General features: G+C 71.5%; 12 protein-coding genes. 6 read left to right on the top strand and 6 right to left on the bottom strand.

What is annotated here, in order from left to right:
• Positions 1–88: 88 nt before the first annotated feature.
• The 3 genes from ACIBK5_RS37275 to ACIBK5_RS37265 are packed head-to-tail and all read right to left on the bottom strand — an operon-like array spanning position 89 to position 4292.
• Positions 89–1774, bottom strand: coding sequence for a thiamine pyrophosphate-binding protein (locus tag ACIBK5_RS37275; RefSeq protein ID WP_399026855.1), 1686 nt, complete (start codon positions 1772–1774; stop codon positions 89–91).
• Positions 1771–2754 carry an agmatinase gene (gene speB, locus ACIBK5_RS37270; protein WP_376388231.1) on the bottom strand — a complete coding sequence of 328 codons (984 nt, stop codon included), beginning with the start codon at positions 2752–2754 and terminating at the stop codon, positions 1771–1773. The genes ACIBK5_RS37275 and speB overlap by 4 nt, the downstream gene beginning before the upstream one ends.
• 56 nt (positions 2755–2810) lie before the next feature.
• Positions 2811–4292, bottom strand: coding sequence for a sodium:solute symporter (locus ACIBK5_RS37265; protein WP_399026853.1), 1482 nt, complete (start codon positions 4290–4292; stop codon positions 2811–2813).
• Positions 4293–4436: 144 nt separating this feature from the next.
• On the opposite strand from ACIBK5_RS37265, the gene ACIBK5_RS37260 reads away from it, so the two are divergent.
• Both ACIBK5_RS37260 and ACIBK5_RS37255 read left to right on the top strand, forming a co-directional pair.
• Positions 4437–5954, top strand: a complete 1518-nt coding sequence (locus tag ACIBK5_RS37260; RefSeq protein ID WP_399026851.1) for a helix-turn-helix domain-containing protein — start codon at positions 4437–4439, stop codon at positions 5952–5954.
• A gap of 94 nt (positions 5955–6048) precedes the next feature.
• Positions 6049–6837, top strand: coding sequence for a phosphatase (locus ACIBK5_RS37255; RefSeq protein WP_399026850.1), 789 nt, complete (start codon positions 6049–6051; stop codon positions 6835–6837).
• Between the two features lie 20 nt (positions 6838–6857).
• On the opposite strand, the gene ACIBK5_RS37250 is transcribed toward ACIBK5_RS37255, so the two are convergent.
• The 3 genes from ACIBK5_RS37250 to ACIBK5_RS37240 all read right to left on the bottom strand — a co-directional run bounded on the left by ACIBK5_RS37250 (position 6858) and on the right by ACIBK5_RS37240 (position 9655).
• Complete coding sequence (locus ACIBK5_RS37250; RefSeq protein WP_399026848.1) at positions 6858–7742, bottom strand: acyl-CoA thioesterase; 885 nt, start codon at positions 7740–7742, stop codon at positions 6858–6860.
• Positions 7743–7777: 35 nt separating this feature from the next.
• Positions 7778–8935, bottom strand: a complete 1158-nt coding sequence (locus ACIBK5_RS37245) for an acyl-CoA dehydrogenase family protein (protein ID WP_391097710.1) — start codon at positions 8933–8935, stop codon at positions 7778–7780.
• A gap of 123 nt (positions 8936–9058) precedes the next feature.
• The gene (locus ACIBK5_RS37240) at positions 9059–9655 is read right to left on the bottom strand and encodes a TetR/AcrR family transcriptional regulator (protein ID WP_399026846.1); all 597 of its coding nucleotides are present in this window, start codon (positions 9653–9655) and stop codon (positions 9059–9061) included.
• 87 nt (positions 9656–9742) lie between these two features.
• Between ACIBK5_RS37240 and ACIBK5_RS37235 the strand changes: the two genes are divergently transcribed.
• Genes ACIBK5_RS37235 through ACIBK5_RS37220 form a run of 4 tightly spaced genes read left to right on the top strand, consistent with a single transcriptional unit; the run spans position 9743 to position 15412 of the window.
• The gene (locus ACIBK5_RS37235; protein ID WP_399026845.1) at positions 9743–11359 is read left to right on the top strand and encodes a carboxyl transferase domain-containing protein; all 1617 of its coding nucleotides are present in this window, start codon (positions 9743–9745) and stop codon (positions 11357–11359) included.
• A 14-nt stretch (positions 11360–11373) separates the two neighbouring features.
• Entirely contained in the window at positions 11374–13287 is a 1914-nt protein-coding gene (locus tag ACIBK5_RS37230; RefSeq protein ID WP_399026843.1) for a biotin carboxylase N-terminal domain-containing protein, read from the top strand.
• Complete coding sequence (locus tag ACIBK5_RS37225; RefSeq protein ID WP_399026841.1) at positions 13287–14246, top strand: hydroxymethylglutaryl-CoA lyase; 960 nt, start codon at positions 13287–13289, stop codon at positions 14244–14246. The genes ACIBK5_RS37230 and ACIBK5_RS37225 overlap by 1 nt, the downstream gene beginning before the upstream one ends.
• Before the next feature lie 5 nt (positions 14247–14251).
• Positions 14252–15412 (top strand): acyl-CoA dehydrogenase family protein, encoded by a 1161-nt coding sequence (locus ACIBK5_RS37220; RefSeq protein ID WP_399026839.1) that lies wholly within the window; start codon positions 14252–14254, stop codon positions 15410–15412.
• The last annotated feature ends 141 nt before the right edge of the window (positions 15413–15553 follow it).

The following is a 15553-nucleotide window of genomic DNA, read 5'->3' as shown; positions in this document are numbered from 1 at the left end:
TCACAGGTGGACTGACACACGAGTGCCCCGCCCTGGCCCGCCCATGTGAGGGGTGAGGAAACACGGCCTGGCCGGCCCGGCCCGGCGCTCAGTCCAGGTGCGTCGGCGCGAACATCCGCAGCACGGCCGGGAGCAGGACCACCGAGGGACCCGGCGAGGCGAGCGCCTTGGCGAGGTCCTGCTCCAGGGTCTCCGGAGTCGTACGGACCCCGGGGACGCCGAAGGACTCCGCCAGCGCCACATAGTCCGGCCGGGTCAGTTCCGTCGCGGTCGCCTCGCCGAACGCGTCGCTCATGTACTCGCGCAGGATGCCGTAGCCGCCGTCGTCGACGATCAGCCAGGTGACGTTGAGGTCGTACTGGCGGGCCGTCGCCAGTTCGGCGATCGAGTACAGGGCGCCGCCGTCGCCGGAGACCGCGAGGACCGGCCGGGTCGGGTCGGCCGCCGCGGCGCCGAGTGCCGCCGGGAAGCCGTAGCCGAGGCCGCCCGCGCCCTGGGCGGAGTGCATGTGGTTGGGGCCCTTGGCGTCGAAGGCCGACCAGGCCCAGTACGCGAGGATCGTCATGTCCCAGAAGGACGGGGAGTCGGCCGGGAGCGCCTTGCGGACGGAGGCCAGCACGTCCTGTTCCAGGGTGAGTTCCTGGGAGGCGATGCGCTCGGTGACCTTGGCGAGCACCTCGCGAACACGCTCCGGGGCCTCCTCGTCCTGGCGTTCCGACACCGTCTCCAGCAGCGCCTGCAACGCGAGACGGGCGTCCGCGTGGATGCCCAGGGCCGGGTGGTTGGACTCCAGCTTGCCGAGGTCGGCCTCGATCTGGATCACTCGGCCGCGCGGCTTGAACGTGTGGTAGTTCGAGGAGAGTTCACCGAGTCCCGAGCCGACCACCAGGAGGACGTCCGCGTCCTCCAGGAAGTCCGTGGTGTGCCGGTCCTCGATCCAGGACTGGAGCGACAGCGGGTGCTTCCAGGGGAAGGCGCCCTTGCCGCCGGGGGTCGTCACGACCGGCGCCCGGACCAGCTCCGCCAGCTGCCTCAGCTTGCCCGAGGCGTCCGCGCGTACCACTCCCCCGCCCGCGATGATCGCCGGGCGGGCCGCCCTCGAGAGCAGGTCGGCGACCACGGCGGTCAGTTCGGGGCGCGGCGGCAGCTCCTCGGGGAAGGCGTCGCCGCCCGTCACCACCGGGATCGCGGTCTCGGCGAGCAGCACGTCCTGCGGGATCTCCACCCACACCGGGCCGTGCGGGGCCGACAGCGCCGACTTCCAGGCCGCCTCGATCGCGGAGGGGATCTGCGACTGGGTGCGGACGGTGTGGACCGACTTCACGACGCCCCGGAACGAGGCGGCCTGGTCGGGCAGTTCGTGCAGATAGCCGTGCCGGCCGCCGCCCAGGCCGGCGCTGGGGATCTGGCTGCCGATGGCCAGCACGGGCGCGGAGGCGGCCGCCGCCTCTTGGAGCGCGGCCAGGGAGGTCAGGGCACCCGGCCCCGTCGACAGCAGCAGGGGCGCGGCCTCGCCCGTGATCCGGCCGTAGGCGTCGGCGGCGAACCCGGCGTTGTTCTCCACTCGCAGGCCGATGTACCTGAGGTCCGAGCGGCGCAGGGCGTCGAACATGCCGAGCGCGTGCTGGCCGGGCAGACCGAAGACGGTCGTCGCGCCGAGACCGGCCAGCGTCTCCACGACCAGGTCTCCGCCGTTGCGGCCGGGTGGAGGGTTGAGGGCGGCCTCCGTCTGGGCGGGCGTCGGGCGGAGCACCAGGTCGTGGTCGTGAGTCACTTGGCTTCCGAGTCCTTCCGGGCCGCGGCGATCTGGCGGGACATGATCGTGGTCAGTTCGTACGCCGTGTGGGAGGCGGCCACCGACGTGATCTCGGCGTGATCGTACGCGGGGGCCACCTCGACGACGTCCGCGGAGACCAGGTTGCAGGAGGCCAGCCCGCGCAGGATCTCCAGCAGTTCGCGCGAGGTCATGCCGCCGGCCTCGGGCGTGCCCGTGCCGGGCGCGTGGGCCGGGTCGAGGCAGTCGATGTCGATGGAGATGTACAGCGGCCGGTCGCCGATGCGCTGGCGGAGCTGGTCGGCGACCTCGTCGGCGCCACGCCGGTAGACGTCCGCCGAGGTGACGATGCCGAAGCCCATCTTCTCGTCGTCGGTCAGGTCCTGCTTGCCGTAGAGCGGGCCGCGGGTGCCGACGTGGGACAGGGCGGAGGTGTCGAGGATGCCCTCCTCCACCGCGCGCCGGAAGGGGGTGCCGTGGGTGTACTCGGCGCCGAAGTAGGTGTCCCAGGTGTCGAGGTGGGCGTCGAAGTGCAGCAGGGCGACCGGGCCGTGCTTCTTCGCGACCGACCGCAGCAGGGGCAGCGCGATGGTGTGGTCGCCGCCGAGGGTCATCATGCGGGCGCCGGTGCCGAGCAGGTCGTCGGCGGCCGCCTCGACGGTCTCCACGGCCTCGTTGATGTTGAACGGGTTGACGGCGATGTCGCCGCCGTCCGCGACCTGCGCGAGGGCGAAGGGCGAGGCGTCCTGCGCCGGGTTGTAGGGGCGCAGCAGCCGGGACGCCTCGCGGATCGCGTTGCCGCCGAAGCGGGCGCCCGGCCGGTACGAGACACCCGAGTCGAAGGGCACGCCCACCACGGCGACATCGGCCCGTCCGCCGACCTCGTCCAGCCGGGGAAGCCGGGCGAAGGTCGCGGGGCCCGCGTACCGCGGCACACGGGAGGAGTCGACGGGCCCGCGGGGAGTCTCGTTGCTGCTCATGAAGAAATGCTCTCTTTCCTACGCTTCATCGCGTATGTACTGCTTGCCTTATGACCTTACCGGGGAGTCGCGGCCGGTTCGGACGCGAGTTCGGACTCGGGTTCGGGTGCCCGCCCCGCGAGCCGCTCGCGCCAGGCGGCGAGGACGGCGGCGTCGGTGGCCGGGGTGGCGAAGGAGACGGCCAGATAGGCGGCGAGGGAGGCGAGCAGCCCGTAGTAGACGGGCTCGTTGGCGAGGATGCCGTACGTCGCCATCAGGGCGATGACCGCGAGACCGCCGACCACGACGGAGGCGAGAGCGCCGTACACGGTGCCCCGCTTCCACACCAGGCCGCCGAGGATCGGCACGAGCAGACCGCCGACGAGGAGGTTGTACGCGACGGTCAGCGCCTCCACCACGTTGTCGATCGCGATGGCCGTGCAGATGACCGCGAGCCCCATGATCAGGATGAAGGCCCGGTTGCCCTTCACCTCGTCGTGCTCATCCGCTCCTTCGGCCGGCGCCTTGACCATGCCCCGCAGCCGGGACCAGATGTCGTTGTTGGCGACGGTGGCGCAGGCGATCAGCGCGCCGGAGGACGTCGACATCACGGCGGCCAGGGCGGCGGCCAGCACCAGCCCGCGCACTCCGACGGGCAGTTCCTCCTTCACTATGGTCGCGAAGGCGTCGTCCGGGCTGCCGAGCTTCGGGTACAGGACCTTGGCGGCGGTACCGATGACGGCACCGGCGAGGGCGTACGCGAGGCAGTAGGTACCGGCGACGGTCCCGCCCCACTTGGCGGTGGTGTCGCTGCGGGCGGTGAAGACGCGCTGCCAGATGTCCTGCCCGATGAGCATGCCGAAGGTGTAGATCAGCACATAGGTGAAGATCGTCTCGCCTCCGATGCCGAGCGGGTCGAAGTACTCGGTGGGCAGCTGGGCCTTCATCTCGCTGAAGCCGCCGGCCTTCACCACGGCGATCGGCAGCAGCAGGAGCAGCACACCGATGGTCTTCACGACGAACTGCACCATGTCCGTCAGGGTGATCGACCACATCCCGCCGAGGGTGGAGTACGCGACGACGATCGAGCCGCCGAGGACGATCGCGAGCGTGCGGTTCATGTCGAACAGGACGTCGAAGATCGTGGCGTAGGCGATGGTCGAGGTCACCGCGAGCATGAGGGTGTACGCCCACATGACGACACCGGAGATCACCCCGGCCCGGCCGCCGTAGCGCAGGTCGAGCATCTCGGAGACGGTGTAGACCTTCAGCCGGGCGATGCGGGCGGAGAAGAAGACGGACAGGGCTAGCAGGCCGAGGCCGATGGTGAAGACCATCCAGGCGCCGGAGAGGCCGTACTGGTAGCCGAGCCCCACACCGCCGATGGTGGAGGCGCCGCCGAGGACGATCGCCGCCATGGTGCCGGAGTACATGGCCGGGCCGAGCCGGCGGCCCGCCACCAGGAACTCGCTCTTGGAGCGGGCGCGGCGCATGCCCCACCAGCCCATGGCCAGCATTCCGGCCAGGTAGACGACGATCACGAGGTAGTCGACGGCCATGGGGCCTCCTTCGCGCACGCACAGGGCGCAGGGCTCGGTCGCGGGGGACGAGGTTGACGAGCACTGACACTAGGTGGCCGGAAAGCGACTGCGAAGTGTACGTTTCATCCATTCGAGCGGCCTTGGCTGGAGGTAACGCACACCATGCCGGACCCGGCGGTTCCCCCGACACCTCCCGTCCTCCTCACGTCCCTGCTGGCCAGGGAGGACCTCTCCCTGCGCCGGATCGCCGGTCCGGAAGACCCCAGGACGGTCGTCCACTGGGTGCACACCTCGGAGATGGCGGACCCGTACCCGTATCTGCTGGGCGGGGAGCTGCTGCTCACGGCGGGCGTGCACATCCCCGAGGCGGCGGGGTCGGATGGGGGTCCCCCCGGTCGAGCGAAGTCGAGACTGGGGGAGTACTTCGACGACTACGTCTCGCGGATCGTGGCGGCGGGCGGCGCGGCTCTCGGCTTCGGGGTGGCGCCGGTGCACGACACGGTGCCGAGGGCGCTGGTCACGGCCTGCGAGACACACGGCCTGCCGCTGCTCGAGGTGCCGCCGCAGACCACCTTCTCGGGCGTGGCCCGCGCGGTCTGGCAGCTGATGGCCCAGTCCCGCCTGGCCGAACTCCGCCGTGTCACGGAGGCCCAGCAGAGCCTCGCCTCCGCCGCCTCCCGCCCCGACCCGGTCCCCTCGGTCCTCCGCCAGCTCGCCCAGCGCCTGAGCGGGTGGGCGGTGCTGTACGGACCGGAGGGGGCGGAGATCGCGGGGGCGGGGCGGAGGCCCGGGGAGGAGGCGGCGTCGGCACTGGAGGGGCTGGCGGGGGTGGTGCGGCCTGGAGGTGAGGGGCCCGGCGGGTCCCCGCACCCCACCTCCGCCACCGACACCACCGCCGGTCTCCACCTCGCCGCCTACGCGCTCGGCGCCGGACACGGGTTCGTGCTCGGGGTCGCGACGCCGCAGCGGGCCCCCAGCGACCACACCGTCGCCTCCGTCGCCGCCGTGCTGCTCTCCCTGCTCACCGGCGAGCAGCAGAGCGGCACCGGTGCCGCACGATCGTCCGCGCTGGTGCGGCTGCTGCTGGGCGCGCCGCCCGCGGAGGTCGCGTCGCTGCTCGGGGGTGAGAGGTGGGTCGTCGTGCACGCCCGGCCGGAGAGGGACGGCGCTCCGGACGCCGTCGCGGCCTCCGCGCTGGGTGCCGCGCTCGGATCCGCCCTGGTCGACCCGGCGGGCGACGTCGTACGGGTCCTGGTCCCGGCCGACCGGGCACCGGCCCCGCTGCCCGGCTGGACCCTGGGCGTCAGCGCCGCCGTCGCCCCGCACGACTGGCCCGCCGCCGACACCCAGGCGGCCCGCGCCCTGGCCCGGGCCCGCGCCACCCGGACCCCGCTGCTGCGGCACGCCCCGCGCCCCGCCCTCGCCGACCTGGTCCCGCCCGACGAGGCGTCGGCCCACGCCCGCACCCTCCTCGCCCCCGTCACGGCACACCCCGCGCTCACCGAGACCCTGCGCACCTGGCTCTCCCTGCACGGCAGTTGGGACCGCACGGCCGTCGCCCTCTCCGTGCACCGCAACACCGTGCGCCAGCGCATCACCCGGTGCGCGACGCTGCTGGAGACGGACCTGGAGGACCCGGACGTAAGGATGGAACTCTGGTTCGCGCTACGGCACATCTGAGTACGGGAGCGGTGCCCCTTCTAGGTACGTGACGCACATCCCAGCGTTCGATACGCCAGGGACGCCCACAGGCGGCTGCCTCACAATGGTTGGCATGCCGATACCCGGGACACCCAGCCGCGCCGAACTCGTCGACCACCTCGTCAGGACGCGCATCGCGGGCGACGTCGCCACCCCCCGCGAGAACAACCTCTCCCACTACCGCAAGCTGGCGAACAACGACCGCCACTACTGGCTCGGCCTGGAACTCGGCGCCCGCTGGACCGACGAGCAGGACGTCCTCGCGGTGATGGCGGAACGGGTGGGCGTGAACGACGACCCCGAGCACCGGTACGGCCAGGACACCATCGACCCGGAGCTGACCGTCGCCGGGCTCGAGCGCATGGCCGGGCGGCTGCGCAAGGCGGCGGACGGGCAGCAGCGGGTGCTGTTCGCCACCGGCCACCCCGGCGGCCTGCTGGACGTGCACAGCTCGACCGCGGCGGCGCTGCGCGCGGCGGGCTGCGAGATCGTCGTCATCCCGGACGGCCTGACGACCGAGGAGGGCTACGTCATGCAGTTCGCGAGCGTGGCGGTGCTGGAGCACGGCGCCACCCTCTGGCACACCCACTCGGGCGAGCCGATGAAGGCGATCCTGACGGCCATGGAGCGCGAGGGCCGCCCGCTGCCCGACCTGGTCGTCGCCGACCACGGCTGGGCGGGGTACGCGGGACAGCACGGCGTCGACTCCGTCGGCTACGCCGACTGCAACGACCCGGCCCTGTTCATCGCCGAGGCCGAGGGCACCGTGCAGGTGACGGTGCCCCTCGACGACCATGTGGTCAGCCCGCGCCACTACGACCCGATGACGGCGTACCTGCTGGCTGAGGCGGGCCTCGGCTAGAGGTCTTCGTCAGGTCTTCGTCAGGTCTCGTCGCGCGGGACGCGGACCACGCCCTCCTGGATCACGGAGATGGCGAGGCGCCCGTCCTGCGTGTAGATACGGGCCTGTCCCAGTCCCCGGCCGCCGTACGCGGACGGGGACTCCTGGTCGTAGAGCAGCCACTCGTCGGCCCGGAACGGCCGGTGGAACCACATCGCGTGGTCCAGCGAGGCCCCGACCACGTCACCGACGGCCCAGCCGCCGCGCCCGTGCGCGAGCAGCACGGAGTCGAGCAGCGTCATGTCGGAGACGTAGGTGGCGAGGACGATGTGCAGCAGCGGTTCGTCGACCGCGCCGCCCAGCTTGCCGTTGGTCCGGAACCACACCTGCGAGTGCGGCTCACGCGGCTCGCCGAACTTCCCGTACGGCGGTTCCTCGACGTACCGCAGGTCGACGGCCGCCCGTGCCTCCGCGAACTTCTCCACCACGGCCGGGTCGATATGGCCGTAGCCGCGCAGTCGTTCCTCGCCGGTGGGCAGCGTGGCGGGGTCGGGCGCGGCCGGCATCGGCTCCTGGTGGTCCAGCCCGTCCTCGTACACCTGGAACGACGCCGAGAGGTGGAAGATCGGCTTGCCGTGCTGGACGGCGACCACCCGGCGGGTGGTGAAGGAGCGGCCGTCGCGGATCCGGTCGACGGTGTAGACGATGGGCGCGCCGGGATCCCCGGGGCGCAGGAAGTACGCGTGCAGGGAGTGCGCGGGCCGGTCCTCGGGGACCGTCCGCCCGGCGGCGACGAGCGCCTGCGCGGCGACCTGCCCGCCGAAGACCCGCGGGACGACGGCGGACCGGGACCGGCCGCGGAAGATGTCCTCCTCGATCTGCTCGAGGTCGAGCAGATCGAGGAGGTCCTGAAGTGCCTTACTCATGACAACTGTTGTACCGGCCAGTCACTACGGTCGGTTTACAGGCCCATGTCCTTCGCGATGATCGACTTCATGATCTCGCTGGTGCCGCCGTAGATGCGGTTGACGCGGTTGTCCGCGTACAGGCGGGCGATCGGGTACTCGTTCATGAAGCCGTAGCCGCCGTGCAGCTGGAGGCAGCGGTCGATGACGCGGTGGGCGACCTCGGTGCAGAACAGCTTGGCGGAGGCGGCCTCGGCGGGGGTGAGCTCACCGGCGTCCAGGGCTTCGGTGGCGCGGTCGGCGACGGCCTCGGCGGCGTCCACCTCGGCCTGGCAGGCGGCCAGCTCGAACTTGGTGTTCTGGAAGGACGCGACGGTCTTGCCGAAGACGGTGCGGTCCTGGACGTACTGCTTGGCGAACCGTACGGCGGCCTTGGCCTGGGCGTAGGCGCCGAAGGCGATGCCCCAGCGCTCGGAGGCCAGGTTGTGGCCGAGGTAGTAGAAGCCCTTGTTCTCCTCGCCGAGCAGGTCCTCGACGGGGACCTTGACGTCGACGAACGCCAGCTCGGCGGTGTCGGAGGTCTTCAGGCCGAGCTTGTCGAGCTTGCGGCCGACGGAGTAGCCCTCGGCCTTGGTGTCCACGACGAAGAGGGAGATGCCGTGGCGGCGGTCCTCGGCGGTGGGCGCGGAGGTGCGGGCGCAGACGATCATGCGGTCGGCGTGCACGCCGCCGGTGATGAAGGTCTTGGAGCCGTTGAGGACGTAGTGCGTGCCGTCCTCGGAGAGCTTGGCGGTGGTCTTCATGCCCGCGAGGTCGGAGCCGGTGCCCGGCTCGGTCATCGCGATGGCCCACATCTCCTCGCCGGAGACGAACTTCGGCAGGAACCGCTTCTTCTGCTCGTCGGTGGCGAGCAGCTTGATGTAGGGCAGGCCCAGCAGGACGTGGACGCCGGAGCCGCCGAACTGGACACCGGCGCGAGCGGTCTCCTCGTACATCACGGCTTCGAACTTGTAGCTCTCCAGGCCCGCGCCGCCGAACTCCTCCGGCACGTTGATGCCGAAGACGCCCAGCTCGCCGAGCTTGTAGTAGAAGTCGCGCGGCGCCTGACCGGCGGCGAACCACTCGTCGTACACCGGTACGACCTCGGCCTCGATGAAGGCGCGGATGGTCTCCCGGAACGCCTCGTGATCCTCGTTGAACACCGTACGGCGCACGCCGCCACCTCCACGGACCTCGGTATGTCTAAGCGCTTGCTCACCCCAAGATACCGGCGAGTATCAACAAGCGTCCAGAGTGTGGGTGGTAACGCTCGTCACGCCACCGGGCACTCGGGCCCGTCACTCACCCGCCGCCGCGAACGCCCCCCGCGCCATCCGGTGCAGCAGCTCCGCCACGGCACCCCGCCCGGCCAGCGCCCCGGCCCTGCCCAGATGCGGCGTCGAGTTCAGCAACCCGAACACCGAATGCACGGCCGACCGCGCGGCGGGCTCCGCCAGCCCCGGATAGACCTCGCGCACCACACCGACCCAGAGCTCCACATACTGCCGCTGGAGCTGGCGCACCATCTTGCGGTCGCTGTCCCGGAGGCGGTCCAGCTCCCGGTCGTGCAGGGTGATCAGTGGACGGTCGTCGAGCGCGAAGTCGATATGCCCCTCGATCAGCGAGTCGAGGACCGCCTCCGCCCCGACCTCCCCGTCCGCCTCCGCCAGCCTCCGCTTCGCCCCGGTCAGCAACTGCCCGCTGATCCCGACCAGCAGCTCCGCGAGCATCGCGTCCTTGCCCGCGAAGTGCCGGTAGAGACCGGGCCCGCTGATCCCCACCGCGGCGCCTATCTCGTCGACTCCGACCCCGTGGAAGCCCCGCTCGGCGAAGAGCCGGGCGGCCTCCTTGAGGATCTGCTCGCGGCGGGTGGGTGCGTCGGTCCTGGTTGCCATGAAAACAATTCTAGACAGGGAGGTTAGCGGTCGTTAACCTGAAGGAAATGCGTTAACGCTCATTAACAAGGTGAGGGGACCCGCAGGATGTACGAGGCACCGGAGCTCACGACCGCGGCAGACCCCGCGTCGGAGCCCTTTCGGGCCAACGAGGAGGCACACCGCACCCTCGTCGACGAGCTGCGCGCCAAGCTGGCCACAGCCGGCCAGGGCGGCGGCGAGCGGGCCCGCGCCCGCCATACCGCGCGCGGCAAGCTGCTCCCCCGCGACCGCGTCGACACCCTCCTCGACCCGGGCTCACCGTTCCTGGAGCTGGCCCCGCTCGCGGCCGACGGGATGTACGAGGACCAGGCCCCGGCCGCCGGTGTCATCGCCGGCATCGGCCGGGTCAGCGGCCGCGAGACCGTGATCATCGCCAACGACGCCACGGTCAAGGGCGGCACGTACTACCCGATGACGGTCAAGAAGCACCTCCGCGCCCAGGAGGTCGCCCTCGACAACCGCCTCCCCTGTGTCTACCTGGTGGACTCCGGCGGCGCCTTCCTCCCCATGCAGGACGAGGTCTTCCCGGACCGCGACCACTTCGGCCGGATCTTCTACAACCAGGCCCGCATGTCCGGCGCCGGCATCCCCCAGATCGCCGCCGTCCTCGGCTCCTGCACGGCCGGCGGGGCGTACGTCCCGGCGATGAGCGACGAGGCGGTGATCGTCCGCGAGCAGGGCACGATCTTCCTGGGCGGCCCGCCCCTGGTGAAGGCGGCCACCGGCGAGGTCGTCACGGCGGAGGAACTGGGCGGCGGAGACGTCCACTCCCGCGTCTCGGGCGTCACCGACCACCTCGCGGAGAACGACGCGCACGCCCTGCGCATCGTCCGCACCATCGTCTCCACCCTCCCCGCGCGCGGGACGCTCCCCTGGGAGGTCACGGAGGCGACCGAGCCCAAGGTCGACCCGCAGAGCCTCTACGGCGCGGTCCCGGTCGACTCCCGCACCCCGTACGACGTGCGCGAGATCATCGCCCGGGTCGTCGACGGCTCCCGGTTCGCCGAGTTCAAGTCCGAGTTCGGGCAGACCCTGGTCACCGGCTTCGCCCGGATCCACGGCCACCCGGTGGGCATCGTCGCCAACAACGGCATCCTGTTCTCCGAGTCCGCCCAGAAGGGCGCCCACTTCATCGAGCTGTGCGACCAGCGCGGCATCCCCCTGGTCTTCCTCCAGAACATCTCCGGCTTCATGGTCGGCAAGGACTACGAGGCGGGCGGCATCGCCAAGCACGGCGCCAAGATGGTCACGGCGGTGGCCTGCACCCGCGTACCGAAACTGACGGTCGTCGTGGGCGGCTCCTACGGCGCCGGGAACTACTCCATGTGCGGCAGGGCGTACTCCCCCCGTTTCCTGTGGATGTGGCCCAACGCCAAGATCTCCGTCATGGGCGGCGAGCAGGCCGCCTCGGTCCTCGCGACCGTCAAGCGCGACCAGCTGGAGGCGCGCGGCGAGTCCTGGCCGGCGGCGGACGAGGACGCCTTCAAGGCCCCGATCCGCGCCCAGTACGAGCGGCAGGGCAGCGCCTACTACGCGACGGCGCGCCTCTGGGACGACGGCGTGATCGACCCGCTGGACACCCGTCAGGTCCTGGGCCTGGCCCTGACCGCGTGCGCCAACGCGCCCCTGGGTGACCCCCAGTTCGGCGTCTTCCGGATGTGAGGGGACGGACGACGATGTTCGAGACAGTGCTTGTGGCCAACCGGGGCGAGATCGCCGTACGCGTCATCCGTACGCTGCGGTCGATGGGCGTGCGCTCGGTGGCCGTCTTCTCCGACGCGGACGCCGGCGCCCGGCACGTCCGCGAGGCGGACACGGCGGTCCGGATCGGACCGGCCCCGGCGTCCGAGAGCTATCTGTCGGCGGAGCGCCTGCTGGAGGCCGTCGCCCGCACAGGCGCCCAGGCCGTCCACCCCGGCTACGGCTTCCTCGCCGAGAACGCCGCCTTCGCGCGCGCCTGCGCCGAGGCCGGCCTGGTCTTCATCGGCCCTCCCGCCGACGCGATCTCACTGATGGGCGACAAGATCCGCGCCAAGGAGACGGTCCAGGCGGCCGGAGTCCCCGTGGTACCCGGCGGACGGGACCCGGACCTGGCCGAGGCGGCCCGTGAACTGGGCGCGCCCGTACTGCTGAAGCCGAGCGCGGGCGGCGGCGGCAAGGGCATGCGGCTGGTGCGGGACCTGACCCGGCTGGAGGAGGAGATCGCGTCGGCCCGCCGCGAGGCCCGCGCCTCCTTCGGCGACGACACGCTCCTCGTGGAGCGCTGGATCGACCGCCCCCGGCACATCGAGATCCAGGTCCTGGCCGACGGCCACGGTCAGGTCGTGCACCTCGGGGAGCGCGAGTGCTCCCTCCAGCGCCGCCACCAGAAGATCATCGAGGAGGCGCCGAGCGTCCTCCTCGACGAGGAGACGCGTGCCGCGATGGGCGAGGCGGCGGTCCAGGCGGCCCGCTCCTGCGGCTACCGGGGCGCGGGCACGGTGGAGTTCATCGTCAACGGCGCCGACCCGTCCTCGTACTACTTCATGGAGATGAACACCCGCCTCCAGGTGGAACACCCGGTCACGGAGTTCATCACCGGCCTCGACCTCGTCGAGTGGCAGCTGCGGGTCGCGGCAGGCGAGCCTCTCGGCTTCGCCCAGGAGGACGTCCGCCTCACCGGTCACGCGGTGGAGGCCCGTATCTGTGCCGAGGACCCGGCCCGCGGTTTCCTCCCCTCCGGCGGCACGATCCTGCGGCTCCGCGAACCACAGGGCGACGGCATCCGCACCGACTCGGGCCTCACGGAGGGCACCGAGGTCGGCAGCCTCTACGACCCGATGCTCTCCAAAGTCATCGCGTACGGCCCCGACCGCGCTACCGCCCTGCGCAGACTCCGCTCGGCCCTGGCGGAGACGGTCACGCTCGGGGTGCAGACGAACGCCGGCTTCCTGCGCCGTCTGCTCGCCCACCCGGCGGTCGTCGCGGGCGACCTGGACACCGGCCTGGTCGAGCGCGAGGTCGAGGGACTGATCCCCGCGGACGTACCGGAGGAGGTCTACGAGGCGGCGGCGGCCGTGCGTCTGGACGCCCTGACGCCCCAACCCGGCGGCTGGACGGACCCCTTCTCGGTCCCGTCCGGCTGGCGTCTGGGCGGCGAGCCGAAGCAGCCGGCCTTCCACCTGAGGGTCCAGGAGGAGCTGGAGTACACCCCACGCGGCACCGCCGCGGTCACCGGCGACCGGGTCGCGGTGACGCTGGACGGCGTCCGCCACACCTTCCACCGCGCCGCCGACTGGCTCGGCCGCGACGGCGACGCCTGGCACGTACGCGACCACGACCCGGTCGCGGCGTCGCTCAGCCGCGCGGCCCACGCGGGCGCCGACTCCCTCACCGCGCCCATGCCCGGCACGGTGACGGTGGTGAAGGTCGCCACCGGCGACGAGGTGACGGCGGGCCAGAGCCTGCTGGTGGTGGAGGCGATGAAGATGGAGCACGTCATCTCCGCCCCGCACGCCGGCAAGGTCACGGAGCTGGACGTGGCGCCGGGCTCCACGGTCGCCATGGACCAGGTCCTGGCGGTCATCGCACCCCACGAGGAGGCGGAGTGATGACATCCGACGGTCTCCCGATGACGGTCCCGGCCGAGGACCTCCCCTCCCGCGTCCGCATCCACGAGGTGGGCGCCCGCGACGGCCTGCAGAACGAGAAGGCGACGGTCCCCACGGAGATCAAGGCGGCGTTCATCCACCGCCTGGCCGACGCGGGCCTGTCGACCATCGAGGCGACGAGCTTCGTCCACCCCAAGTGGGTCCCCCAACTGGCGGACGCGGAACAGCTGTTCCCGATGCTCGGCGACCTCGACGCCGCACTCCCGGTCCTGGTCCCGAACGAACGCGGCCTGGACCGCGCCCTGGCACTGGGCGCCCGGCGGGTCGCGGTCTTCGCCAGCGCCACGGAGTCCTTCGCCAAGGCCAACCTCAACCGCACGGTGGACGAGGCGCTGGCGATGTTCGACCCGGTCGTCACCCGCGCGAAGGCGGAGGGGTCCCAGGTCCGCGGCTATCTCTCCATGTGCTTCGGCGACCCCTGGGAGGGCGCGGTATCGGTCCCGCAGGTGGTGAAGGTCTGCAGGGCCCTGGTGGACATGGGCTGCGACGAACTGAGCCTGGGCGACACGATCGGAGTGGCCACCCCCGGCCATGTGGTCGCCCTCCTCGCGGCGCTGGACGAGGCGGGCATCCCGCCCACCACCCTCGCCGTGCACTTCCACGACACCTACGGCCAGGCTCTCGCCAACACGCTCGCGGCGCTCCAGCAGGGCGTGACGACCATCGACGCCTCCGCGGGCGGCCTGGGCGGCTGCCCGTACGCGAAGTCGGCGACCGGCAACCTCGCCACCGAAGACCTCGTGTGGATGCTGCGGGGCCTCGGCATCGACACCGGAATCGACCTCGGCCGCCTCGTCGCCACGAGCGTCTGGATGGCCGCCCATCTGGGCCGACCCAGCCCGTCCCGCACCGTCCGAGCCCTGTCCCACGAGGACCTCGTGGACACCGAGGAGCACTGATCACGATGGATTACCGACTCTCCCCCGAACTGGAGGAACTCCGCCGCACGGTCGAGGAGTTCGCCCACGAGGTGGTGGCACCGAAGATCGGCGACCTCTACGAGCGGCACGAGTTCCCGTACGAGATCGTCCGCGAGATGGGCCGCATGGGCCTGTTCGGCCTGCCGTTCCCCGAGGAGTACGGCGGCATGGGCGGCGACTACCTTGCGCTGGGCGTGGCCCTGGAGGAGCTGGCGAGGGTCGACTCCTCGGTCGCGATCACGCTCGAAGCCGGGGTCTCGCTGGGCGCGATGCCGGTCTACCGCTACGGCACGGAGGCCCAGAAGCGCGAGTGGCTCCCCCGTCTCTGCTCGGGCGATCTCCTGGGCGCGTTCGGTCTGACGGAACCGGACGGCGGCAGCGACGCGGGCGCCACCCGTACGACGGCCCGCCTGGACTCCGCCACCAACGAGTGGGTGATCAACGGCACGAAGTGCTTCATCACCAACTCGGGCACGGACATCACGGGCCTGGTGACGGTCACGGCGGTCACCGGCCGGTCGGCGGACGGCAAACCGCACATCTCCTCGATCATCGTCCCGTCCGGCACCCCCGGCTTCACGGTCGCGGCCCCGTACTCGAAGGTCGGCTGGAACGCCTCGGACACCCGCGAGCTGTCCTTCTCGGACGTCCGGGTCCCGGCCGCGAACCTCCTGGGCGAGGAGGGCCGCGGCTACGCCCAGTTCCTGCGCATCCTCGACGAGGGCCGCATCGCGATCGCCGCCCTGGCGACGGGGCTGGCGCAGGGCTGCGTGGACGAATCGGTCAAGTACGCCAAGGAGCGCCAGGCCTTCGGCAAGCCCATCGCCGCCAACCAGGCCATCCAGTTCAAGATCGCCGACATGGAGATGAAGGCCCACACGGCCCGCCTCGCCTGGCGCGACGCGGCAGTCCGCCTGGTGTCCGGCGCCCCCTTCAAGAAGGAAGCGGCCCTCGCCAAGCTCCACTCCTCCACCATCGCCGTCGACAACGCCCGCGAAGCCACCCAGATCCACGGCGGCTACGGCTTCATGAACGAGTACCCGGTCGCCCGCATGTGGCGTGATTCCAAGATCCTGGAGATCGGCGAGGGCACGAGCGAGGTCCAACGCATGCTGATCGCGCGAGAGTTGGGCCTGGCGGGCTGAACGACCGACTGAGACCTGCGGAAGGGTGCGGTGATCCGGATCACCGCACCCTTACCCCGTTAAGCGCCGCCGGGCCGGGCGCCCCCCCCCCGGGCCCCCGGCCCCCGGGGGGGGTTTGGGGGACACAACGTTTAAAAACCC

The organism is Streptomyces sp. NPDC050546 (genome assembly GCF_044457425.1).
GTDB lineage: Bacteria > Actinomycetota > Actinomycetes > Streptomycetales > Streptomycetaceae > Streptomyces.
The sequence above is the reverse complement of the archived record's forward strand: the minus strand, read 5'-3'. Positions and strand labels throughout refer to the sequence as shown.